The sequence below is a fragment of the Thiomonas sp. genome, from assembly GCF_034007205.1.
Classification (GTDB): domain Bacteria; phylum Pseudomonadota; class Gammaproteobacteria; order Burkholderiales; family Burkholderiaceae_C; genus Thiomonas.
Map to the genome: position 1 here is coordinate 26,853 of NZ_JAVERI010000014.1, position 22,571 is coordinate 49,423.

The 22,571-nt window shown below is 65.7% G+C and carries 20 protein-coding genes; 7 read left to right on the forward strand and 13 right to left on the reverse strand.

Annotation, left to right across the window (positions count from 1 at the left end):
* Window positions 1-2: 2 nt before the first annotated feature.
* The 5 genes from RBR52_RS11880 to RBR52_RS11900 form a co-directional block, all read right to left on the reverse strand.
* Entirely contained in the window at window positions 3-1,388 is a 1,386-nt protein-coding gene (locus RBR52_RS11880; protein ID WP_320377480.1) for a NarK family nitrate/nitrite MFS transporter, read from the reverse strand.
* 18 nt (window positions 1,389-1,406) lie between these two features.
* Complete coding sequence (locus RBR52_RS11885) at window positions 1,407-2,726, reverse strand: nitrate/nitrite transporter (protein WP_320377481.1); 1,320 nt, start codon at window positions 2,724-2,726, stop codon at window positions 1,407-1,409.
* A gap of 140 nt (window positions 2,727-2,866) precedes the next feature.
* Complete coding sequence (locus tag RBR52_RS11890; RefSeq protein ID WP_320377482.1) at window positions 2,867-3,271, reverse strand: hypothetical protein; 405 nt, start codon at window positions 3,269-3,271, stop codon at window positions 2,867-2,869.
* 22 nt (window positions 3,272-3,293) lie between these two features.
* Window positions 3,294-3,974 (reverse strand): response regulator, encoded by a 681-nt coding sequence (locus RBR52_RS11895; protein ID WP_320377483.1) that lies wholly within the window; start codon window positions 3,972-3,974, stop codon window positions 3,294-3,296.
* Window positions 3,964-5,895, reverse strand: coding sequence for a type IV pili methyl-accepting chemotaxis transducer N-terminal domain-containing protein (locus tag RBR52_RS11900; RefSeq protein ID WP_320377484.1), 1,932 nt, complete (start codon window positions 5,893-5,895; stop codon window positions 3,964-3,966). The genes RBR52_RS11895 and RBR52_RS11900 overlap by 11 nt, the downstream gene beginning before the upstream one ends.
* Window positions 5,896-6,143: 248 nt before the next feature.
* Here RBR52_RS11900 and trmB point away from each other — a divergent pair, with 248 nt between their 5' ends.
* The gene (trmB, locus tag RBR52_RS11905; RefSeq protein WP_320377485.1) at window positions 6,144-6,854 is read left to right on the forward strand and encodes a tRNA (guanosine(46)-N7)-methyltransferase TrmB; all 711 of its coding nucleotides are present in this window, start codon (window positions 6,144-6,146) and stop codon (window positions 6,852-6,854) included.
* 7 nt (window positions 6,855-6,861) lie between these two features.
* Here trmB and RBR52_RS11910 read toward each other — a convergent pair whose 3' ends face one another.
* The 3 genes from RBR52_RS11910 to RBR52_RS11920 form a co-directional block, all read right to left on the reverse strand.
* Window positions 6,862-7,710, reverse strand: a complete 849-nt coding sequence (locus RBR52_RS11910; RefSeq protein WP_320377486.1) for an undecaprenyl-diphosphate phosphatase — start codon at window positions 7,708-7,710, stop codon at window positions 6,862-6,864.
* 45 nt (window positions 7,711-7,755) lie between these two features.
* A complete protein-coding gene (locus tag RBR52_RS11915) occupies window positions 7,756-9,012 on the reverse strand; it encodes a divalent metal cation transporter (protein WP_320377487.1) in 1,257 nt (418 codons plus the stop codon).
* 121 nt (window positions 9,013-9,133) lie between these two features.
* A complete protein-coding gene (locus RBR52_RS11920; protein WP_320377488.1) occupies window positions 9,134-10,411 on the reverse strand; it encodes an Nramp family divalent metal transporter in 1,278 nt (425 codons plus the stop codon).
* Window positions 10,412-10,608: 197 nt separating this feature from the next.
* Between RBR52_RS11920 and RBR52_RS11925 the strand changes: the two genes are divergently transcribed.
* Both RBR52_RS11925 and RBR52_RS11930 read left to right on the forward strand, forming a co-directional pair.
* Window positions 10,609-11,259: a protein-L-isoaspartate O-methyltransferase gene (locus RBR52_RS11925; RefSeq protein ID WP_320377489.1), complete on the forward strand. Its 651-nt coding sequence runs from the start codon at window positions 10,609-10,611 to the stop codon at window positions 11,257-11,259.
* A gap of 20 nt (window positions 11,260-11,279) precedes the next feature.
* Window positions 11,280-11,624 carry a rhodanese-like domain-containing protein gene (locus tag RBR52_RS11930; RefSeq protein WP_320377490.1) on the forward strand — a complete coding sequence of 115 codons (345 nt, stop codon included), beginning with the start codon at window positions 11,280-11,282 and terminating at the stop codon, window positions 11,622-11,624.
* A 9-nt stretch (window positions 11,625-11,633) separates the two neighbouring features.
* Here RBR52_RS11930 and RBR52_RS11935 read toward each other — a convergent pair whose 3' ends face one another.
* From RBR52_RS11935 to RBR52_RS11945, 3 genes are read right to left on the reverse strand one after another with little or no spacing between them, the layout of a single operon-like run.
* Complete coding sequence (locus tag RBR52_RS11935) at window positions 11,634-12,947, reverse strand: 3-deoxy-D-manno-octulosonic acid transferase (RefSeq protein WP_320377491.1); 1,314 nt, start codon at window positions 12,945-12,947, stop codon at window positions 11,634-11,636.
* On the reverse strand, window positions 12,944-13,963 hold the full coding sequence (gene waaC / locus RBR52_RS11940) for a lipopolysaccharide heptosyltransferase I (RefSeq protein WP_320377492.1): 1,020 nt from the start codon (window positions 13,961-13,963) through the stop codon (window positions 12,944-12,946). The genes RBR52_RS11935 and waaC overlap by 4 nt, the downstream gene beginning before the upstream one ends.
* Window positions 13,964-13,979: 16 nt before the next feature.
* A complete protein-coding gene (locus tag RBR52_RS11945; RefSeq protein WP_320377493.1) occupies window positions 13,980-15,356 on the reverse strand; it encodes a phosphomannomutase/phosphoglucomutase in 1,377 nt (458 codons plus the stop codon).
* An 89-nt stretch (window positions 15,357-15,445) separates the two neighbouring features.
* Between RBR52_RS11945 and RBR52_RS11950 the strand changes: the two genes are divergently transcribed.
* Window positions 15,446-16,300 (forward strand): symmetrical bis(5'-nucleosyl)-tetraphosphatase, encoded by an 855-nt coding sequence (locus tag RBR52_RS11950; protein WP_320377494.1) that lies wholly within the window; start codon window positions 15,446-15,448, stop codon window positions 16,298-16,300.
* Between the two features lie 41 nt (window positions 16,301-16,341).
* Here RBR52_RS11950 and RBR52_RS11955 read toward each other — a convergent pair whose 3' ends face one another.
* Window positions 16,342-17,802, reverse strand: a complete 1,461-nt coding sequence (locus RBR52_RS11955; protein WP_320377495.1) for an esterase-like activity of phytase family protein — start codon at window positions 17,800-17,802, stop codon at window positions 16,342-16,344.
* Between the two features lie 226 nt (window positions 17,803-18,028).
* On the opposite strand from RBR52_RS11955, the gene RBR52_RS11960 reads away from it, so the two are divergent.
* The gene (locus RBR52_RS11960) at window positions 18,029-19,771 is read left to right on the forward strand and encodes an AMP-binding protein (RefSeq protein WP_320377496.1); all 1,743 of its coding nucleotides are present in this window, start codon (window positions 18,029-18,031) and stop codon (window positions 19,769-19,771) included.
* A 72-nt stretch (window positions 19,772-19,843) separates the two neighbouring features.
* Entirely contained in the window at window positions 19,844-20,542 is a 699-nt protein-coding gene (locus RBR52_RS11965) for a class I SAM-dependent methyltransferase (protein WP_320377497.1), read from the forward strand.
* Here RBR52_RS11965 and orn read toward each other — a convergent pair whose 3' ends face one another.
* Complete coding sequence (gene orn, locus RBR52_RS11970; RefSeq protein ID WP_320377498.1) at window positions 20,543-21,154, reverse strand: oligoribonuclease; 612 nt, start codon at window positions 21,152-21,154, stop codon at window positions 20,543-20,545.
* Window positions 21,155-21,249: 95 nt separating this feature from the next.
* On the opposite strand from orn, the gene RBR52_RS11975 reads away from it, so the two are divergent.
* Window positions 21,250-22,560 carry a M48 family metallopeptidase gene (locus RBR52_RS11975; protein WP_320377499.1) on the forward strand — a complete coding sequence of 437 codons (1,311 nt, stop codon included), beginning with the start codon at window positions 21,250-21,252 and terminating at the stop codon, window positions 22,558-22,560.
* Window positions 22,561-22,571 lie beyond the last annotated feature (11 nt).

Genomic DNA, 22,571 nt, shown 5'->3' on the forward strand with positions numbered 1-22,571 from the left:
GGTCAGCAGGGCATCGGGGCGTTCTTGCGGCTGTAGTTCCACCAGGTCACCAGCACGCACAGCACATAAAAGGCGATGAATCCGTACAGCGCGGCCTGCGGCCCGCCGGTCATGGAGATTGACGTGCCATAGCTCTTGGGGATGAAAAAGGCGCCGTAGGCAGCAACCGCCGAGGTGAAGCCGATCACGGCCGCTGCCTCCTTGTTGGCGTCTTTCACCGCCTGCTCCTGCGCTGCGGCGCCCTGCCCGGCAGCGGCGCGCTTGCGATCGGTGAGGAAGATCACCGGAATCATGCGGAAGGTCGAGCCGTTGCCGACGCCCGTGGTGGCGAACAGCAGCATGAACGCGGCGAGAAAGCCGGTGAAGTTGCCGCCCACACCGCCTTGCGGCAGGAAATACAGCACGGCCACGACACCCAGCGCCATGAGGATGAAATTCCAGAAGGTCACGCGGGCGCCGCCGACCTTGTCGGCCAGCCAGCCGCCCACCGGGCGAATGAGCGCGCCGACGAAAGGCCCGAGCCAGGCGTAGTCGAGCGGGTCGATTCCCGGAAACTGCGACTTGATCAGCAGCGGAAATCCCGCCGAATAGCCGATGAACGAGCCGAAGGTGCCGGTGTAGAGCAGGCTCATCAGCCAGGTATGCGAGCGCTTGAAAATCACGGCCTGATCGGCAAAGGACGCCTTGGCCTCAGCCAGATCGTTCATGCCGAACCAGGCCGCCAGGGTGGAGGCGATGATGAACGGCACCCAGACGAATCCGGCGTTCTGCAGCCAGAGCTGGGTGGTCTTGTCGCCGACCACGGCCGTTTGCGGATCTCCGCTGAGCACGCCGTACACCGCAGCAGTGATGACCAGTGGCACGATGAACTGCACGATGGACACGCCCAGATTGCCCAGCCCGGCGTTCAGCCCCAGTGCCAGTCCTTTCTGCGCCTTAGGGAAGAAGAAGTTGATGTTGGCCATCGACGAGGCGAAGTTGCCGCCGCCGAAGCCGCTGAGCAGCGCCAGGATGACGAAGATCTCATACGGGGTCGAAGGGTTCTGCACCGCGTAGTAGATGCCCAGTGCGGGCAGCAGCAGCGAAGCGGTGGAGATCGCCGTCCAGCGCCTGCCGCCGAAGATCGGCACCATGAAGGAATAGAAAATGCGCAGCGTGGCGCCGAACAGCCCGGGCAGCGCCGCCAGCCAGAACAACTGATTGGTCGAGAACTTGAACCCCACCTGCGGCAGCTTGACCACCACCACCGACCACACCATCCACACCGCGAAGGCGAGGGTCAGGGCCGGAATGGAAATCCAGAGATTGCGCTGCGCAATCATCTGTCCTTCGCTTTTCCAGAACGCCGGGTCTTCCGGGTTCCAATGTTGGATGACATGACTGGACATATCGTTTCTCCTGGGGTGTCAATGACGATCGGCAGCGGCGGGCTGGCCTTGCGACAGGCCGCCTCCAGATGCTTTGGGGTTGGGCGATAGCGAAGCCGACTTGAACACGTCGGTGCGGCGAACCTCGGTGAAGAACATCCACACCAGCGACACCGAGACCACGCCATACATCAACATGAAGGCCGAAGAGCGAATTCCGGTGAGGTCGAGCAGCGCGCCGAACAGGATGGGAAGCAGAAAGCCGCCCATGCCACCTGCCAGCCCGACGATGCCCGAGACCGTGCCGATATTGGCCGGATAGTCGTCGGCGATGTACTTGAACACGCTCGCCTTGCCGAAGGCGAAGGCGATGCCGAGGATGAACATCAGCGTGGTGAAGGCGTAGACGTTCAGACCGATGTGGAAGGTCGCCGGGCCGCCCGTGGTCTGCACCGTGAACTGTGTCTGCGGGTAGGACAGCAGGAACAGCGCCACCCAGCTCACCCACAGCACCCACCAGGTCACGCTGTGCGCGCCGAATTTGTCGGACAGCCAGCCGCCGACCGCGCGCAGCACGCCGCCGGGCAGCGAGAACGCGGCGGCCAGCAGCGCGGCGACGGGCAGGCTGAGCTTGTATTCGCCGACGTAGTACTGCACCATCCACAGCGACAGCGCGACATAGCCGCCGAACACGATGCTGTAGTACTGGCTGTACTTGAGCACACCGGGGTCGCGCAGCGCCTTCAACTGCTCGATGAAGCTCGTCTGGCCCTGCACCACGTGGCTGGGGTCGTGGCGGCTGAACACCCAGAACAGGATCACCGTGCCCAGCATGACCGCGGCATACACATGCGGCACCATGGTCCAGCCGAAAGCCACGACCAGGGCCGGGGCGACGAATTTGTTGACCGCGGCGCCGGAGTTGCCCGCGCCGAAAATGCCCATCGCCAGACCCTGGCGTTCCTTCGGGAACCAGCGCGCCACATACGGCGTGCCGACCGAGAACGAGCCGCCTGCCAGTCCGATGAACAGGCCGATGGTCAGGTACTGCCAGTACTGCGTGGCATAAGACAGCATCCAGATGGGGATGACGGTGGCCGCCATGATGGCGGCAAACACGATGCGCCCGCCGTAGCGGTCGGTCCAGATGCCCAGCGGCACGCGGATCAGCGAACCGCTGAGCACCGGCATGGCGGTGAGCAGGCCGAATTCGGTGGCACTCAGGCCGAGGGTTTTCTTGATGGGGATGCCGATGACGGCAAACATCATCCACACCATGAAACACACCGTGAACGCCCAGGTGCTGACGATCAGCACCGACCAGGCGTCGCGCTTGTGTTGCTGCTCAGTCGCGCTCATGATGAATCTCCTTGATTGACAAGCAAGACTCTAGGAGCCGTCGACCTTTTGCGGTATCGACTCGAAGACGGAGCCAGGCGTCGGACGCCCTGTTCTGTCGAACTACTCCGAAAGAACGAGGGATACCCGGTGCAGCGGATTCAGATCAGGCGCACCATACGTCCGACTTTGTCGAAAGTCAAAAAATGGTCGATCTGACCCAGGCGAATGCTCTCGATCAATTCGGTCAGGGTCTGCTCCACCTGAGCGTCGTCGGGCAGCTTATCGTTCGGTAATGTCTGTGTGGTGACAAACACCATGTCCCAGGGCGTGCCGGTGTATCTGGACTCTTCGGCCAGGGTCTCGAAGTCCGGCAGATCGTGCGGCGATTTGTCCACGGCCATGACGGGAACGAGCGCGCCGCCACCGCCCGCCGCATGGCGGGTGCGCTGCGCCGGACTGGCGTCTTCCGGCAGTTCGATGGTGGCAAAGACAAAGTACAGGCGTTGCGGCTGCGGCTGTTGCTTGGCAGCTTGCAGGAAATCCGCGAAATCGGCGATTTGCATGGTGTAGCCCTGAAGAGGGAGATCAGCCCGACAGTCCATGTTCGCTGGCATAGACCGCAATCTGCACCCGCGAAGCGAGGTCGAGCTTGCGCAAGATACTCTGCACATGCACCTTCACCGTGGTTTCGGCGATGTCGAGTTCGCGTGCGATGACCTTGTTGCTTGCGCCGCGGGCGATGGCGGCAGCGATCTGGCGCTCGCGCGGGCTGAGCGGCGATTTCTCCGTCTCCGCGCCCACCGGAGGTTGTTCTTTCGCGAGACCAACCGCCAACTCCGGAACGATGAAGGCTTGCGCCAGTTTCGCGGCCATGTCGGGGCCGATGACGACTTCGCCGCGCCGCGCGCGCCGGATGCTTCCAATCAATTCGTCAGCCTCGCAGGTCTTGAGCAGATAACCGCTCGCTCCGGCGCGCAGCGCCGCGCCCAGGTCGGCCGCCTCCTCGCTGACAGTCAGCATCAGCACGCGGCTTGCCGGGGATGCCTGCCGCAGGCTTTCCACGGCGTCGACGCCGCGCACGCCCGGCAGGTGGTTGTCGAGCAGAACAATGTCGGGCTGCAACTGCGCGGCCAGCCGGATGGCTTCGCCCGCATCGCCCGCCTGGCCGACAACCTGCATGGCAGGCTCTTCGCCGAGCAAGGCCACCAGGCCGCGGCGAAACAGGGCATGGTCGTCGACCAGCAGAATGCGGATGTCAGGTGGCATGCGGGGCGGTCTCGGTGATCGGTGTGGCGCGCCCGGACGCTGCCGGGAATTCCGGCAGTTCCAGGGTGACGCGCACGCCGTAGTCCGGACGGGCGTCGATGCTCAGTTGACCGCCGATGGCGGCGGCGCGTTCTCGCATGATCTGCTGACCCACATGAGCCTGTCCATCCTGGGCCATTACCGAAGCATCATAGCCACGACCATCGTCCGAGACGACAAAGCGCCAGCGCGGCAGGCTGTCCACCACCAGGCGAGCCTGCGTGGCCCTGGCATGTTTGCGGATGTTGGACAGCGCCTCCTGCACGATGTGCAGCACCTGGATCTGCACGTCGGGGTCGAGCGGCTGTCCATGCCCGTGAAACACCAGATCGACGGGCAGCCCGCTCTGCAGCTCGAACTTCTGCACCGTGCTGCGCAGCGCGGGCTCGATGTCCTGCTCCTGCGTGCGGGTACGGAAATGCAGCAGCAGCTCGCGCACATCGGCCAGGCTTTCCTTCATGCCCACATCGAGCTCACCCACGATCTGTTCGATTTTCTCGACCTTGCCCGCCTGCAGCGCAGTGCGCAACAGTTGGAGCTGGATTTTCATGAAGGCCAGCGATTGCGCGATGGAATCGTGCAGCTCGCGGGCGAGAAAGGCCCGCTCCCGCGATACCGCGGCCTCACGCTCCAGCGCGGCGCTGCGCAGGCTTTCCATCGCCGCGGCCAGATGACCGGCGAGGGTGTCGAGCAGGGCATGCTGCGCGTCATCGGGGGTTTGCTCGGTGTGGAAGAACAGATCGATCTCGCCGAGCAGCCGCTGCTGCACCCGCACGGGTATGCTCAACAGCGTGGCATAGCCCAGACGCTCGCAAGCCGCATGACCTGCCGGCGTCAGACCCTCGGGCTGACGCCGGTGAAGCTGCACGACCTTCGGGCCGTCGTGATGCTGCGCCTGCCCGCAGAAGCAGGTGTCGGACATCAGACACTGTTCCTCCTCGGCCAGCGCCGCGGGCAGACCATCGGAGGCCAGCAGCAGGTAGCGGCGCGCCGATTCGTCGGTCCAGCGCAGGGCCGCGGCATCCGCTCCGGCGATGCGCCGCACGACCTGCACGAAAGACTGCGACAGCTCGTCCAGGCTCTGCGCCTTCGACACCAGCGCACTGACCTCATACAGCGCCGCGAGTCGCTGTTGTTCGGCGCTCAGCGCCGCCGTCTTTTGCCGCACGCGCTGCTCCAGCTCGGCATGCACGCCCCCGAGTTGCGCCGCCATGCCATTGAAGGCCTGGGCCAGGTCGCCGAATTCGTCGTTGGTCGCAATATCGACGCGCGCGCTGTAGTTCCCGGCCTCGATCGCCTCGACCCCAAGCGAGAGCCGCCGCACCGGATCGAGCACGAACAGGTAGGCCGCGTAGAACAGCAGCAGCGCGCCCAGCACCATCATCGCGGCCATGGCGAACTGCAGGGTGTACAGCAGCGAGGTCCAGAAATCCAGCCGCTTTTCGATCGAGGTGACGAATGCGTCGATGGTGGCGACGAAGTGCGCGGCAACCGGCGGCGAAACCCGTTGGTCCGCCGCCGCATGCAGCCAGCGCGGTTGCAATGCGCGCCATTGCGCCAGCACGGCGTCGTAGCGCTGCTTGACCGCGTCATTCCAGGGCACGAACAGCGGGCGCGACGGGTCGCCGCGGCGCAGCAGATCGAGGCTGGCCTGCATCTGCGCCGCACTCTGCGCCACGGCGGCGATATCGCCGCGCTCGGCCATCAGGGTCATGCGGTAAGTCAGCATCCGCAGACGACCCGCCTCGTTGACCGCAGCGGCGCCGCCCTGCAGATTCCACGACGCCCAAAGCGTGACGCCGATGGCCCCCAGCGAAAGCAGCAGCACCACGGCGGCGTAAAGACCGATCCGGTTGGTCAGCGTCCAGCGTCGATGGGACATGGCGGTTTGCAGATCACAGTGTCCGAAGATTATCCGACCCATGGCCGATACCCTTTGAAAGAGTGGCTGCCGCAGCCAGGTGACATGACCTCCGCGCGTGCTCAGCGACAACCCTGTGGCCGGAAATGACCGCAGTAGACTTTCGGCCTCGCCGATCTGGCAGGCTGCTGGATCGCAGTATTCGTCTTTCCATTTGATGACGCCTTTTCCCGCCTCTGCCCTTTTTTTCGTTTACGCCGGTTTTCGTCATGACGCCCGACCACGCTTGTGAAACCGACGCCGACGACGCGCCCCGGCGCCGCGGCATCCGCAGCTTCGTGCTGCGCGCCGGGCGCACCACGCAGGCGCAGACTCGCGCGCTGGCGGAACTGGGGCCACGCTGGATCGTGCCTTATGCCGACGCCCTCACCGACTGGTCAGCCGTGTTCGGCCGCGTCGCGCCGCGGGTGCTGGAGATCGGCTTCGGCATGGGCGACGCCACGGCGCAGATCGCCGCATCACGCCCCGAGACCGACTTCATCGGCGTGGAAGTGCACCCGCCCGGTGTGGGCGCGCTGCTGCAACGCATCGACGCCGCGAAGCTGACCAATCTGCGCATCGTGCAGCATGACGCGGTGCAGGTGCTGCGGTACATGATCGCGCCGCACAGCCTCGACGGAATGCACATCTACTTTCCCGATCCGTGGCCGAAAAAGCGGCACCACAAGCGCCGCCTGATCCAGCCTGAATTCGTCCGCCTGGCCGTCAGCCGACTGCACCCCGGCGGCTATCTGCACTGCGCGACCGACTGGCAGCCCTACGCCGAGCACATGCTCGAAGTCCTGCGCGCCGAGCCCGGGCTGACGAACACGGCCACCGACTACGCCCCGCGCCCCGTCTGGCGCCCGGCGAGCAAGTTCGAGCGCCGCGGCCTCAAGCTCGGCCACGGCGTGTGGGATCTGATGTTCACCGCAAAGTAAGTCGTGCTCAGCCCGACCAGTTCACCCAGCCGCCCCAGGCCGTGACCAGCACCAGCGCGCCGAACACCAGCCGATACCAGGCGAAGGGCACGAAGCTGTGCCCGCCAACATAGCGCAGCAGCCAGCGCACCACGATCAGCGCAGAGACGAACGCCACCGCCATGCCCAGGCCGAAGGTGGGTACGTCGCTCAGGCTGAGCAGCGCGCGGTGTTTGTAGAGGTCGTACACGGTGGCAGCCAGCAGGGTGGGAATGGCGAGGAAAAAGGAGAACTCGGTGGCGGCAGCCCGGCTGAGGCCGAACAGCATGCCGCCGATGATCGAGGCGCCCGAACGGCTGGTGCCGGGAATGAGCGCAAACGCCTGCGCGATGCCGACCTTCAGCGCATCGACCGCGCGCATGTCGTCCACATGGTGGACGCGCACATGTTGAGAGGATCGCTTCTGCCAGGCTTCCGCCCAGAAAATCACCAGCGCGCCCGCAATGAAGGCCAGCGCCACCGGCACGGGGGCGAACAACCAGCGCTTGATGCCGCTGGCAAACAGCAAGCCCAGAATCGCCGCCGGAACGAAGCCGATGAGCACGTTGATGGCAAAGCGCCAGGCCATGTCGCGCCGCGCGGGCTCGGCGGCGGCCAGCCCGGTGAGCACTTGGCCGATGCGCACGCGGTAATGCCACATCACCGCCAGTATGGCGCCGCTTTGAATCGCGATCTCGAACACCTTGGCCTTGTCGCTCACCCAGCCGAGCAGGCTCGCGGCGAGAATGAGGTGGCCGGTGGAGGAAATCGGCAGAAATTCGGTGATGCCCTCGACCAGGCCGAGAATCACCACGACGAAGGCGGAATGCGCGTCCATGCTGAGCCTTGTGACAAAAGCTTGCGATTATCCGCAAACTTTGCGTCAACCCAGGCTGCTCAAGCCCCCATACACCCCTAAACCGGCGGTCAGCACGACCACGCCAAGGACCACCCAGAAATAAGCCCCACGCAGCCGATGCGCGTTCGGCAGCGCCTTGGTGGCCAGCGCCACCAGAAAACCCAGCACCAGCGGCAGCATCAAGGCGTTCATCACCTCCACCCCGATGGACAGCGCCACCAGATCGGGGACGAAAGCCACCACCAGCGCCCCGCCGATCACCCCCGCGCTGAACACGGTGTAGAACCACGGCGCCTGCGTCGGATGCAGTTCCAGCGAATGTTTGTAGCCGGTGACTTCGCCAAACCCCCAGGCGGCAGCCAGCGCCACGACGATGGCCGCCACCATGGCCGCGCCCAGGATGCCCAGGCCGAATACGGTGCGCCCCAGCGTTTCGCCCAGGGTCGGGATGAGTGCCTGCGCGATCTGCCCCACGGTATCGAGCGGCGCGTTGCGATGTCCGGCCCACAGCACGGCCGCCGTGACCATCAACACCGCCGCCATGATGAGCTGGGTAAGCACCGCGCCCACGGCCGTATCCCAGCGGGCGGCGGCATACTGCTGCGGCCTGATCCCCTTGTCGGCCACGACGGATTGTTGATAGAACACCATCCACGGCATGATGACCGCGCCGATATTGGCCGCCACCAGATACCAGTACGCCGGATGCTGCACCGGCACCTGGCCCAGTCCCTGCAACACCTGAGCGCCGTCGATCGGGGCGCGAAACGCCACCCAGACGAACACCAGTTCGAACAACCCCAGCGCAATCGCCACGCGCTCCACCCGGCGGTAAGACCCCGTCCACACCACCGCCAGCAGAAAGACCGCAGCGAGACCGAGACTCCAGCCGCGCGGCACGCCGAACAGCGCGCCGACTCCCGCCACCCCGGAAAACTCGGTGATGATGGCCCCGACCGAAGCCACCGCCAGGCCCGCCACCGACACCCAGGCCCAGCGCGCGCCGAAGGTTTCGCGGATGAGCTCGCCATGCCCCTTGCCGGTGAAAATGCCCAGCCTCACCGTGAGCTCCTGCACCACATACAGAATGGGAATGAGCACGAGCTGCAGGCTGAGCAGTTGATAGCCCCACTGCGCCCCGCTCTGCGCCGCGGTGATCACGCTGCCGACGTCGGTGTCGGCGAGCATGACCACCAGCCCCGGGCCAAGCACGGCCAGAAAAATGCCCAGCCGGGACAGCGCGGGCGGCCCGGCTGGCGGCAGGGTGGAACTTGCGGACATGGCACCGGCCTTTCATCTGCCCGCGCGGTAGCGAAGGCTCATGCCGCAAATGCTATATATTTTTATTTGTAATTCAATCGTATTTACATCCGCTCACACTCTCGCTGATCCGGTGTCGGCGTCAAACCAGCTTCCACAACAGCAAGGCATTGAGCGCAATGATCAGCGCCGTCACCGCCCAGCCGACCCAGCGCACGGCCGGCCGATTGACCAGTTCGCCCATCAAGCCCCGGTTGGAAGTGAAAAGCAGCAAGGGCACCAGAGCGAAGGGAATGCCGAACGACAGCACCACCTGCGAAAACACCAGCGTGCTCGTCGGATCGACACCGAGCATCACCACGATCACCGCCGGCAGGCTGGTGACGAGGCGGCGCACCCACAGCGGCACGGTGAAACCCACCAGTCCCTGCATCACCACCTGCCCCGCCATCGTGCCCACCACACTGCTGGAAATACCGCTGGCCAGCAGCGCCAGGGCGAACGCCGTGGCCGCCCCCGCGCCCAGCATCGGCATGAGGGTGCGATAGGCCTCGCTCAGATCGCCGGCCGCACGGCCCTGCTGGTGAAAGGTGGCGGCGGCCACCGCCAGCATGGCCATATTGATCAGGCCGGCCAGCCCCATCGCCAACACCACGTCCTTCCAGGCAAAGCGCATCAGCAGCGCCCGGCGCTCGGGCGGCACCTGAATGCGCCGCTGCGTCAGGCTGGAATGCAGATAGATGACATGCGGCATCACGGTCGCCCCCAGTATGCCCACGGCCAGATACACCGCATCGGCACTGCCGCCGAAACCCGGCGTGAGCATGCCCTCGAAGATGGGCAGCAAGGCGGGCCGGCTCAACACGAGCTGCAAGCCATAGCCCAGCGCTATGACGCCGACCAACGCCGCCACCACCAGTTCCAGCGGACGAAACCCCCTGCGCTCCAGCGTCAGAATGCCCATGACCACGACAAACGCCGCCAGCACCGCCACCCCCATCGGCAGACCGAACAGCAGATGCAAGGCCAGCGCCGCGCCGAGAAACTCGGCCAAATCGGTCATCATCGCCACGATCTCCGCCTGCACCCAGTAAAACCACACCAGCTTGCGCGGAAAACGCTCGCGAATCAGCTCGGGCAGATTGCGCCCGGTGGCAATGCCGAGCTTGGCCGAAAGCCCCTGCACCAGAATAGCCGCCAGATTGGCCCAAAGCACCACCCACAACAGCGTGTAGCCGTGCTGGGCGCCAGCCTGGATATTGGTGGCGAAGTTGCCCGGATCGACATACGCGACCGAAGCCACCACGGCCGGGCCGATGAAGGGCAATGTACGCCACAGCCCGCGTCCGCCCCGTGCGCCGCTCAGGGCGATGTGAGCGGCCTGCGCGGTGCGCTGATCGAGGGTGGAGGCATACGACATGTCTATATCCGGGCTGAACGTCTTATCAATAATTTATACCAATTGCAATATATTGTTAATTGTATTTGTATATGGCGCCATTAGCCCATGACAATGAGGCGGCGGAGGCGAAATTTGCTCGAACGAGATGCCACGCGCGCCTCGGCTTTGCATGACAAATTAAACTCTTTGCTCCTTGACCCTGCAGCGGAGAAACGATGAACCTCGAGCAAGCCCGTTTCAACATGATCGAGCAGCAAATCCGTCCCTGGAATGTGCTGGATGCCGGCATTCTCGAACTACTGGGCAGCGTGCGCCGCGAAGACTTCGTCCCCGCGGCCTATCGCGGCCTGGCCTTCATGGATCTGGAAATTCCCCTGCCCTGCGGGCAAAACATGCTGGCGCCCAAGGTCGAGGCGCGCATCCTGCAGGAACTCGCCGTGCGCAAGGATGAGTGGGTGCTCGAAGTGGGCGCGGGCAGCGGCTTCATGGCCGCCCTGCTCGGCCACCGCGCCGCCGCGGTGCAAACCCTGGACATTCACGAAGAACTGGTGGCGATGGCGCGCGCCAATCTGCAGCGCGCGGGCATGAGCAACGTCACCGTCGAACAGGCCGATGGCGCGCACTACACCAAAAGCGCTGAATTCGACGTGATCGTGCTCTCCGGCTCGGTGGCGCAGATTCCGCAAGACCTGCTGCAGCGCCTCAAGCCGGGCGGACGTCTGGCGGCCATCGTCGGCGACGAGCCGGTGATGCGGGCGCAGATCGTCACCCGCGCCACGGCCGCTGACTTCCTCACCCGCGATCTGTTCGACACCGTGGCCGCGCGGCTGGAGCACTTCCCCGAGCCCTCGCGCTTCCAATTCTGAATCCGAAAAAGGACTCCCTGATGATCAAGCAACTCAGCGTGCGCGAACTGGCCGACAAGATCGAGGCCGCCACCGCGCCGATCACCGAATGGCAATTCCTCGATGTGCGCGAGCCCTGGGAATTCCAGATGGCGGCGATCAAGCATCCGCATTGCCCCGTCATACACATCCCCATGAGCATCGTGCCCCTGCGGCAGAACGAGCTCGACCCAGGCAAACCGCTGGTGGTGATCTGCCGCAGCGGCAACCGCAGCATGATGATCGCCCGCTTTCTGGAGCAGAACGGCTTTGGCGAGCTGTACAACCTCAACGGCGGCATGACCGCCTGGTCGCGCGAGATCGACCCGTCGGTACCGATTTACTGACCCGCGGATTTACTGACCCGCGTCCGGGCGCTGCCGAAGCGCATCCCCCGCGATCTCCACGATCCAATCCGCCTGCCGCTGCGCCGAACCCTGATGCGCCGCTGCGAAAGCGAAGGCGTTTTGCCCCGCGCGTTGACGCGCAGCCGAATCGTCGAGCCAACGGGCAAAAGCCGCCCACACCTCAGACGCATCGGTAGCCTGGACCGCAGCGCCTGCTTCGAGCGCCGCCTGCGCCGCTGACGCGAAGTTGAACTGCGATGGCCCCAGCACCACCGGACAGCCGCAGGCGCAGGCTTCGATCAGATTCTGCCCGCCCAAGGGCAGCAGGCTGCCGCCGATGAACGCCGCGTCAGACATGGCGTAGTAAGCCGCCATCTCACCCAGCGAGTCGCCCAGCCAGACGGCGGTATTCTGCGTCGGCGCTGTGGCGCTGCGGCGCTGCACCGCATACCCCCGATCCGCCAGGAGTTGCGCGACCGCATCGAAGCGCTGCGGATGACGCGGCACCCACACCAGCAGCGCGCGCTGCGCCAGCTTGGCTGGCAGCGCAGCCAGCAGCAGCGCCTCCTCGCTTTTCCCGCCCTGCTCGCGTGTGGACGCCAGCAACAGCACCGGGCGCGCAGCAGCCGACTTCCACTGCGCGCCGCGCTGCAGCAGCGCAGGGTCGGGGCGCATGTCGAACTTCAGATTGCCCAGACTCTGCACCTGCGCCGCACCCAACGCCTGAATGCGCTGCGCGTCTTCAGGCGTTTGCGCCGCGGCGAACAAGCCTCCCCAGGCCACGCGCGCCAAAGACGGCCAACGCTGCCAGCGGCTCGCGCTGCGCGCGCTCAGTCGCGCGTTGGCCAGCAGCACCGGCACCCCGGCGCGGCGGCATTGCTCGGCCAGATTCGGCCACACTTCGGTTTCCATCAACACCGCTGCACGCGGCTGAAACCGGCGCAGAAAACGGCGCATCGGCCCCGGCAGGTCATACGGCAGCCAGACTTGCACATCGCCGGACTGCAGCAGACCCGCTCCGGCGGCGCGGCCTGTCGCCGTCATGTGCGTGAGCAGAAGTCGCATGTGCGGAATGCGCTCGCGCAGCGCCTCGATCAGCGCCGCCGCCGCGCGGGTTTCGCCCAGCGAGACCGCATGCACCCAGATCAGAGGCCCATTTGCCGCCACCGCGTCCGCGACCGACGTGCGTCCAAACCAGCCCAGCCGCTCCCCCCAATGCTGGCGGTACAGCGGCTCGGCGCGGCCTCGCCACCACAGCCGCAGCAGCGCGAAGGGCAGGGCCAGCCGCCAGAGCAGGCCGTATACCGGCAAGGCCAGTTTCATGCCGAGGAAGGGCTATCCGCAGCCGTTGCCAGCACCTCGCGCATCGCCTGCAAGACCTCGGCCACCGCAGGCTGCTGGCCGGAGTCGCCCAGGCTGCGCCACGGCCCGGCCGACTCGAAGTCCACGCTGTGCGGCGACGAGCCGGTGTAGAGGGCCACCGCGGGGGTTCCCACGGCAGCGGCGAGGTAGAGCAGCCCGGTATCGACACCGACCACCGCCTGGGCCGCGCGCAACACGCGCATCCACTGTGCCAGATCGAACGCGGCGGGGGCCACACAGGCGCGCGTCATGTCGCTGGTCGACAAAGCGGAATTGACCGCATCGGCCAGCCGCACGGCGCGCGCGCGCTCGGCCTCATTGCCCCAGGCGAACACGCCGATCAAGCCCTGCGCGGCAAGGGCTCGCCCAAGGGCGATCCAGCGCGCCTCTTCCCACAGCTTGCGCTCCTTGGCCGTGGCGCTCAGCAGCAGGGCATACGGCAAATCGCCCTTCAGCCAGGCGGGACGCGGAGCCTGAAGGCTCAGACCATACTGCGGCTTGCCCTGCGGCTCGTGGCCCAGCGCCCAAGCGACCAGCGCCCGGTAGCGCGGCACGGCGGCTTCGGTGCGATGCAGCGCGGTCTTCTGTCGATGGGTGTAGAACAAAGGTGCGAATGCCTCACGCGCACTGCCCCACGACAGCCCATAGAGCTGCCCGCGTGCAAGCCGGGCGATGAGGGCGCTTTTCACCAGCCCCTGCAGATCGATCACGGCGTCATAAGTCTCGGCGCGCAGATCGGCCTTCCACTCGATCCACTCCTGCCGGATGTCGGCACGCCAGAACTGCCTGCGCCAGCGCCTCAGCGACAGCGGAATGACGCGCCGCACGCCGGGATGGGCGCGCACGATGTCGGCGTAGGCCTCTTCGACCAGCCAGTCGATCTGCGCCCCGGGATGCGCGGTCAGAATGTCGTGCACCACCGGCAGGGCATGCACCACATCGCCCATCGAGCTGGTCTTGACGATCAGGACGCGCAAGATGCGAAAGGCCCGATCAGAACGGCAGCTTCAGCGCCGGGTCCAGCGCCAGCAGGGCCGCGCGGAACTCGGCCTGCACCCGCTCCAGCGCGGCGGCATCAACCCCCTCGAAGCGCAGCACCACGCAGGGCGTGGTGTTGGAGGGTCGCGCCAGGCCGAAGCCGTCGGCATAGTCGGCACGCACGCCGTCGATGGTGCTGATCTGCGAAGCGCCCGGGAATCGGCCTTCGCGCTGCAGACGCTCGCACAGCGTGAAGTTGACGCCCTCGGGCATGTCGAGCTTGAGTTCGGGCGTGGACACCGAATCGGGCAGCGCTTCGAGCACGGCGCCGGGGTCATCCGCGCGCGACAGGATTTCGAGCAGCCGCGCGGCGCCGTACTGGGCGTCGTCGAAGCCGTACCAGCGATCCTTGAAAAAGATGTGGCCGCTCATCTCGCCGGCCAGCGGGGCGTCGATCTCTTTCATCCTGGCCTTGACCAGCGAATGCCCGGTGCGCCCCATCACCGGCTCGCCGCCATGCCGACGCACCCAGGCCGGCAGTTGCGCGGTGCATTTGACGTCGAACAGAATGGGCGCGCCGGGGTTGCGCTCCAGCACCTCGGCGGCATAGAGCATGAGCTGCCGGTCGGGCCAGATGATGGCGCCGCTGGGCGTGACCACGCCGAGGCGGTCGCCGTCGCCATCGAAAGCCAGACCGAGTTCGGCGCCGGTCTCGCGCACGGTGCGAATGAGGTCTTCGAGATTGTGCGGATCGGCCGGGTCGGGGTGATGACTGGGGAAGGTGCCATCCACCTCGCAGAACAGTTCCACCACAGTGCAGCCCAGGCTGCGCAGAAGTTGCGGAGCAAATGCGCCCGACACGCCGTTGCCGCCATCGACCACGACCTTCATCGGCCGCTCCAGCTTGATGTCGCCCTTGATGCGGCCGATGTAGTCGTCCACGATGCTGACCTGGCGCACCGTGCCCGTGCCCGTGGCGAAGTCTTCGCTCAGCGTCAACTCGCGCAGCGCCTGGATCTGCTCGCCGAACAGGGCATTGCCGCCGAGCACCATCTTCAGGCCGTTGTACTCGGGGGGATTGTGGCTGCCGGTGATCTGGATGCCGCTGACCACCGGCGTGGTGGCGCAGGCGTAATACAGCATGGGCGTCGCGTTCATGCCCAGGTCGATCACGTCCACGCCCCCGGCGCGCAGGCCCTCGATCAGCGCCTGCGCCAGCGCCGGGCCGGACAGACGTCCATCTCGGCTGAGGTTCACCGCCGTCTCGCCATTGCGCCGCGCCAGCGTGGCGAAAGCCTGGCCGATGAGACGGCAGGCGTCTTCGGTCAGCGTGTTGCCGACAATGCCGCGGATGTCGTAGGCCTTGAAAATCGTGGGATCGAGCTGCGCCATGCAGGGCTCCGGTAGGGGTTGACACGCAAGCATCCACTTGCCTCGTTACGATGATGTGTTGGGTAACTCACGCATTCTAGGGAGAGGCCTTGGCAACCTACCTGATCGGCGATGTGCAAGGCTGCGCCGACGCTCTCGAAGCCCTGCTCGACGCGCTGCGCTTCGATCCGGCGCACGACCGTCTCATCGTGCTGGGCGATCTGGTCAACCGCGGCGCGCAGTCGCTGGCCAGCATCGAGCGGCTGATGGCGCTGGGCGACAGCGCGCAATGCCTGCTGGGCAACCATGACCTGCACCTGCTCGCAGTGGCGCATGGCGTGCGCAAGGCGCACCGCAGCGACACGCTCGACGACATCCTCCAGTCGCCGCGGCGTCAAGCGCTGATCGACTGGGTGCGCCACCGACCGCTCGCGCTGATGGAGCAAGGATGGCTGCTGGTGCACGCCGGGGTGCTGCCGCAGTGGACCGCGGACAAAACCCTGCAACTCGCTGCCGAGGTGGAGCGTCGCCTGCGCGCGCCCGATTACGTCGATTTCCTGCGCGTCATGTTCGGCAACCTGCCCGACGAGTGGAGCGAGAGCCTGACCGGATTCGACCGTCTGCGCATCGTGATCAACACCCTCACCCGCGCCCGCTTTCTCCAGGCCGCAGGCCCGCACGCGGGGCGGCTGGACTTTCACAACAAGCAGGCCAGCGCCAATGGCGCGAGCGCCGAACTCCTGCCCTGGTTCGCCCTGCCGCAGCGCCAGACGGCGCAGACCCCGATCGCCTTCGGCCACTGGTCCACCCTGGGCCTGCACTGGGAGCACAACGCGCTGTGCCTGGACAGCGGCTGCCTGTGGGGCGGCGCGCTCAGCGGCGCGAAGCTGCCGCCCGCGGGACAGCGCTGGCTGGACATCACCCAGATTCCCTGCGCGCGCAGCCTGGAGCCCATGCCGGACTGAGAGCCGGGCGCGGCGTCGGCGCCCGGCCCGTGGATCGGGACTTACTGCCCGATCGCCTGGTTCGCCGCGTAGAAGAACGTCTGCGGCGAGACCAGGCCGAAGTCGTTGTCGGTGGTCAGCACGAAGTGGCTGGCGTCGAGGAAGGCCAGTCCCTCGACCTTGCCTGGGCTGGTCGCCGCGGGGTTGTCCGTTGCGGTGTTGTAGACCAGGGTCTTGCTCAGCGGGACGACGCCCGCCGCGGCCAGATCGGTCTGCTGCTCCAGCGAAGGCTGGGTGGCGCGGTCGTCCCACTTCGAGCCGAGCAGATTGGTCGCCCGGCTCCAGTCCACCTGATAGAGCTTGGTGTCCTTGCTGATGCGTTCGAGCTGGATGAGCTTGCCGGCGGGGGTCACGCTCATCTCGGAGAGCTTGACATCGTTCTGCTTGGTCGAGACGTCCGGGGCAAAAGTGTCGGGCGTATCGAGCACGTAGACATATTCGCCGGTCACCTTGCCGAAGCTGCCGTCCGGGTTGAGCGAGACGGTGGCCATGCGCACATTGCGCGAAATCTTGTAGGCGTCCTTCGAGGGGTTGGCCAGCGGGCTCTGCAGCGCGAAATACAGCGTCCTGCCATCCGGCGACACGGCGATGTTCTCGATGCCGCGATTCAGGCTGCGCAGGTCGAGAATGGCCGGCAATGCACAGTTCACGGAATAGCTTGCTGCGGCGGCGTTGGCCGTGCCGTTTTTCAGCGCATCACACACGCTCATGCTCTGGCCGGTGATGGGGTTGATCACGCCGCTATCGGCAGGCACTACACGTTCGAGCACCTGCCCGGAGGCGGAAACGTGCACCAGGCTGGGTGCATACTCCTCGCCGAACCAAAAGCTGCCATCGGGCAGCCGCGCCATCGCCTCGGTATCGAGACCGTTCTGGTTGAACGGCAGCGGCTGCAGGTCGCTGGTGTAGGCGTTCTCGGTATTGGCCACCGAGTTGTCGGTCGCCGCGACCCTGGTCAGATCCTTCGGGCGATCGGGCAGGTCGTTGGACAGACCGGTGATCGGCTTGCCATTCTTGTCGGTGAGCGCAATGGTGCCCAGCAGCGTGGCGACATTCTGCCCGCCAGACTGCCCCAACTGAAACTTGTAGATCGACGGGTCGAAGCCGGGATCGGGAAAAATCTTGCCTGCGAGATTGCCGCAAAAATCCTTGTTGTCGATCGGATAATCACCCACATCCTCACAGTCGATGTTCGGCCCTCGATCGGAAGCGGTGAACAGCACGTTGGCGGCGTCCTTCGGATCGTGAAAGGCGGCGCTGCCATAACCGATGGTCATCTGAAAGGGCTGCGATTGAAAGCCCGTATTGTTTTTGAACACCACCGGCTGCCCGAGGTGGGTGGCGATGCTGTAAGTGCCAGCGGACGGCGGCGGGACGCCGTCGCTGCCGCCACACGCCGTCAGGGACAGCGCCGCAGCAGCCGAGAGCGCGAGCAAGCGTAGGGAACCGGACATGAAACGCATGGATGAACTCCTCAGTCTGTCAAAAACGTAACAATCTAGAGCTTATTTGTTACAGATCCATGTCCAGGCATGTCGGCTCATTTTTCCGAGAAAACGGCGCGTGGCGCGAAAGAGCCGCATGGAACTGACACCGCCCTGACGGTTGATCTCTGTGCTTTCCCGCTGGCCTGACCGAATGGCACGGGCTAAAGTTGTCGCACAACGACATCAACATCAGGAGACTTCCATGCAAACCGCTCATCCCGGTTTTGTGCAGGCGCGCGACCTGCTGCTGCGCCTTCGCACCGACTACGACCGCGCCTACGCTGAATTCCGCTGGCCGGCGCTCGATCAATTCAACTGGGCGCTCGACTATTTCGACCCGATGGCCCAGGACAACGAGGCGCTTGCGCTGTGGGTCGTCGAAGAAGACGGCAGCGAGTGCCGCCACAGCTTTGCCGACATGGCGCGGCGCTCGGCGCGCATGGCCAACTTCCTGCGCGCAAGTGGCGTGGCCCGGGGCGACCGCGTGCTGCTGATGCTGCCCAACTGCGTTGAACTGTGGGACGCCATGCTCGCCTGCATCAAGCTCGGCGCGGTGATGATTCCCGCCACCACCCTGCTCACGCCAACCGACCTGCAAGACCGCATCGGCCGCGGCGGCGTGCGGCATGTCGTCTGCCTGCCCGCCGACGCCGCCAAGTTCGCCGCACTGCCCGCTGCGGTGTGGGCGCAGGTCGCGGGGCGTTTCACCGCGGGCGACGCGCCTGCGGGCTGGACCGCGCTGTCGGGGGCCGACTCGGCATCCGCCGACTTCCAGCCCGACGCGTCGACCCGCGCCGCCGACCCGCTGCTGCTGTACTTCACCTCGGGAACGACCTCCAAGCCGAAGCTGGTGCTGCACACCCACCAGAGCTATCCGGTCGGAACCCTCGCCACGATGTACTGGATCGGGCTGCAGCCGGGCGATGTGCACTGGAACATCAGTTCGCCAGGCTGGGCCAAGCATGCGTGGAGCAGCTTCTTCGCACCGTGGAACGCCGGCGCGACCATCTTTGCCTTCAACCAGAGCCGTTTCAATGCGGCTGCCACGCTGCAGACCCTGGCGCGCTGCGGCGTGACCACGCTGTGCGCTCCGCCGACGGTGTGGCGCATGCTCATCCAGGAAGATCTGAAGAGCTACCCGGTGAAGCTGCGCGAACTCGTCGGCGCGGGAGAGCCGCTCAACCCCGAGGTCATCGAGCGGGTGCGCGCCGCCTGGGGAATCACCATCCGCGACGGCTACGGCCAGACCGAAACCTGCGCGCTGATCGGCAACTCGCCGGGGCAGCCGGTCAAGCCCGGAGCCATGGGCCGGCCGACGCCAGGCTACCGCATCCGCCTGGTCGACATCGACGGCAACCCAGCGCAAGGAAACGCCGGGCCGGGCGAAGCACGGCCCTGGGGGCCCCCGGCAGAAGGCGAGGTCTGCGTCGAAACCGATCCGCGTCCTACCGGACTGTTGGTCGAATACGCCGGCGACTTTGAAAAGACCGCGCAGGCGCTGCACGACGGTCTCTACCACACCGGCGACGTCGCGCAGCGCGACGCCGACGGCTACTACACCTTCGTCGGCCGCACCGACGATGTGTTCAAGTCATCCGACTACCGCATCAGCCCGTTCGAACTGGAGAGCCTGCTGATCGAGCATCCGGCCGTGGCCGAGGCCGCCGTCGTTCCCTGCCCCGACCCGCTGCGCCTGACCATCCCCAAGGCCTTCGTCTCCTGCCGCGTCGGCTACACCCCGAGCGCCGAACTCGCCCGCGACATCCTCGCCTTCGTGCGCGAGCGCGCCGCGCCGTTCAAACGCATCCGCCGCATCGAGTTCTTCGACCTGCCCAAGACCATTTCGGGCAAGATCCGCCGGGTGGATCTGCGCAAGCTCGAATCGGCGCGCACTCAAGGGACGCGCGGCGAGTTGGAGTTCTACGAAGAAGATTTCACCGCCTGAGTGCGCCGACGCCTCCTTCAGAAATCACATCTCGTCCCTAAAATCCCGCCTTCCAAAGAACAGGGCGAAGCCATGATCCACAACGAACTCGACGTCCTGGCCGAACTGGTCCCGCTTGGCAACGGCCTGAAGATCATCGAACTGGGCTGCGGCAGCGCCCGCTTGCTCACCGAGCTGCTGGAGCGCTGCCCGGGCTGCGAAGCGCTGGCGCTGGAGGTCGATGCGGTCCAGCATGCCAAAAACCTGGCGCGGCTTCCAGAGTCTCTTAAGCCACGGCTGCGCTTCATGCAGGAGAGTGCCACGGCCATTCCGTCAGAGGCTGGCCAATTCGATCTGGCGCTCATGCTCAAGTCGCTGCACCACATCCCGCTGGATGCCATGCAAACCGCGCTGGCGGAAACCTGGCGCGTGCTGCGGCCGGGCGGCTGGCTCTACGTCTCGGAGCCGGTGTATGCCGGCGCGCTCAACGACATCGTCAAGCTCTACAACGACGAAGGTCCGGCACGCGCCGCGGCGCAGGCGGCGCTCGACCAGGCCCTGCTCACCGGGCAATGGCAGCAGACCGCCGAGCGGCGTTTCGACATGCCCGCACACTTCGCCGACTGGGAATCCTTCGAGCAGCGCATGCTCTACCCCAGCTTCGCCGATCATCAGATCACCGACGATTTGCGGCTGCGCGTCAAGGCTGCCTTCGATCCATATTGCGGCGCCGACGGTGCATCCTTCACTCGCCCGATACACGTGCGCCTGCTGCAAAAGCAAGCGGTTTGATCAACCCGCCACTTCCGGATCCATCCCGGCCACCGGCACGCGCAGGAAGTGCTCGCGGTAGTGAAGCAGTTCGTCGATGGATTCCTGGATGTCGGCCAGCGCGGTGTGCGCCTGCTGCTTCTTGAACGCGCTCACCAGTTCGGGACGCCAGCGCCGCGCCAGTTCCTTGAGGGTGCTGACGTCGAGATTGCGGTAGTGAAAATAGGCCTCCAGCTCGGGCATGCCGCGGGCCATGAAGCGGCGGTCCTGGCAGATGGTGTTGCCGCACATGGGCGACTTGCCAGCGGGCACGTATTGCTTGAGGAAGGCGATGATCTCACGGCTGGCCTGCGCTTCGTCCACCGTGCTGGCGCGCACCCGCTCGGTCAGGCCGGATTTGCCGTGGGTGTTCTGGTTCCAGGCGTCCATGCCGGCCAGCACCGCATCGCTCTGATGGATGGCCAGCACCGGGCCTTCCACGCGCACGCTGAGCTGCGGGTCGGTGACGACCACGGCGACTTCGATGATGCGATCGGTGTCGGGATTCAGCCCGGTCATTTCCATGTCGACCCAGATGAGGTTGTCGTCGTGACGGGCGAGGATGGAAGCGGCAGGCGTGGCGGAATCGGACATGGAAGGCATTCAAGTAGGGAAATGGCGGCGGCTGATCGCAGGAACAGGCCGGGTGGGATAATCTCGGCAAATTCAAGGTTGACAAGGATTTTCGCATGAGCCCGCAACATTTCTCCCTCGCCTGGAGCGCGCTGTTCGCCGCCGCGCTGATCGGCGGCACGGCGCTCAAGCTCTGGCTGGCCCAGCGCCAGCAGCGCCATGTGCTGGCGCACCGCGATGCCGTGCCCGCGCCATTCCGCAACAGCATTTCGCTGCAAGCCCACCAGAAGGCCGCCGATTACACCGTGGCCAAGCTGCGCTTCGGTTTGTGGACCACCTTGTTCTCGGCCCTGATCGTGCTGGTGTGGACGCTCGAAGGCGGGCTGCAAGGGCTCAATGGCTGGGTCAGCGCCACTTTCGGCACCGCTTTGGGCGGGCAACTGGCGCTGCTGATCGCCTTCGCCGTGATCGGATCGCTGCTCGATCTGCCCTGGGATGTCGCGCGCACCTTCGGCCTGGAAGCGCGCTTCGGCTTCAACCGCCAGACGCCGCGCTCCTATGCGCTGGACCTGCTGAAGAACACCCTGGTCGGCGCCGTGCTGATGTTGCCGCTGGCCTTGCTCGTGCTCTGGATCATGCAGGTCGCCGGCGGTTGGTGGTGGCTGTGGGCCTGGGCCGGGCTCACGGCGTTCAGCCTGCTGATGATGGGGGTGTATCCGCTGGTCATCGCCCCGCTGTTCAACAAGTTCCAGCCGCTGCCCGACGGCGAGGTGAAAACCCGCGCGCAGGCGCTCATGCAGCGCTGTGACTTTGCGCTGTCCGGCCTGTACGTCATGGATGGCTCGCGCCGCAGCGCGCATGCCAACGCCTACTTCACCGGCATGGGCGCGGCACGGCGCGTGGTGTTGTTCGATACCCTGCTGAACCAGCTCACCCCGGCGCAGATCGAAGGCGTGCTCGCGCACGAGGTCGGGCACTACAAGCGCCGTCACATTCTCAAGCGCATGGGGATGATGTTCGGCGTCAGTCTGGCGGGCTTTGCGCTGCTGGGCTGGCTGTCGAACCAGGTGTGGTTCTATGTCGGCCTGGGGGTCATGCCCAATCTGTTCGCCCCCAACCATGCGCTCGCGCTGATTCTGTTCAGCCTGGCGCTACCGGTGTTCGGCGTGTTTTTCAGCCCTCTGGGTGCGGCCATCTCGCGCAAGCACGAGTTCGAGGCCGACGCCTACGCGGCACAGCACAGCGACGCCCGCGCCCTGGGCGAAGCCCTCGTCACCCTGTACCGCGACAATGCCAGCACGCTGACTCCCGACCCGGTCTATGTGCGCTTCTACTACAGCCACCCGCCGGCGCTGCAGCGGCTTGAACGGCTCGGCGCCTTGCCGCCTGTCCAGGCAGCGCAACCCACCGCCACGGCGACCGCATGAAGGAAACAGCC